The 891-nt window shown below is 43.5% G+C and carries 1 protein-coding gene; it reads right to left on the reverse strand.

Translation table 11 applies throughout. From position 1 onward, the window contains the following. Positions 1 to 87: 87 nt before the first annotated feature. Positions 88 to 891, reverse strand: an 804-nt coding sequence (locus ACFIKO_RS09345; protein WP_375673898.1) for a major capsid protein, incomplete at its 5' end; no start/stop codon positions are given.

The following is an 891-nucleotide window of genomic DNA, read 5'->3' on the forward strand; positions in this document are numbered from 1 at the left end:
TTGTCCTTTCGCGTGTAGATGATGGGCTGCCCAAAAGTGTTGCGCACATCTTTAACCATTTGGTTTAGCAGCCCGTGCCATCGCATGTTATTTCGCTCCAATAACTGCTTTAAACAGCATTTCAGGGCGTGTGCAAATGTAAAGCGGATAGCTATAGACCTCCGGTTTTACCCATGCATTACGGTCGTGGTCGACGATAAGCATGGTGTAGAGAGGTTTTCCAACGGTGTTGGCAAAATCCAAGCTTTCACCAGGAGCAAAGGTTTTTTGGAATACACCAGGCGCATCAACAGGGAAGAATTGGCATTCATCAGGCTTAATGCCTATAGCGCGCTTTGTTCCAGCCTTCGCACTTACATTATAGTTGTGGATACTCCGGTAATTAATGAAAGTGACACCTGCAAAGTCAAAACTGCCAAAGCTGCCCGAGCCAAGAGCGCTTGGTGTTGCAACACCTCCGGCGCTATTGAGTGTCTGTGCTAAGGCTGTGTTTAAATAGGTTTCACGAATTGTTTTATGGTTTTTCAACTTGGAAAAGAATTCATTTCCACAAAGCCCAATAATGCGTGAACGATCAGAAAATGCTCCTTTTGAAGCCTCAATCATCCTCATAATGACTTGGTCAACATTGTCAGCAACATTGGTTGTCTCTGTATTCAGTTTAAAGTCAATGGGCTTTGGTGGTGTGATTTCCCATTCCTTGTACCAATCAACAATCACCGAGCCATCAGCATCAAGGACAACACCTTGAACAGCGCCAAGCTGCATATTTTCCCATGTCAATTCGATTTCAGAAATCAGTTTCTTTTGTTTTCTGGCAATATATTTCATTGCTGTTTCTAACTGATCTTCTGCGCCAAATTCACGCCGGTTTTGGATTTCTTCTGATTT

Source organism: Bartonella sp. TS82HLJMH (assembly GCF_042193495.1).
Taxonomy (GTDB): Bacteria; Pseudomonadota; Alphaproteobacteria; order Rhizobiales; family Rhizobiaceae; genus Bartonella; species Bartonella grahamii.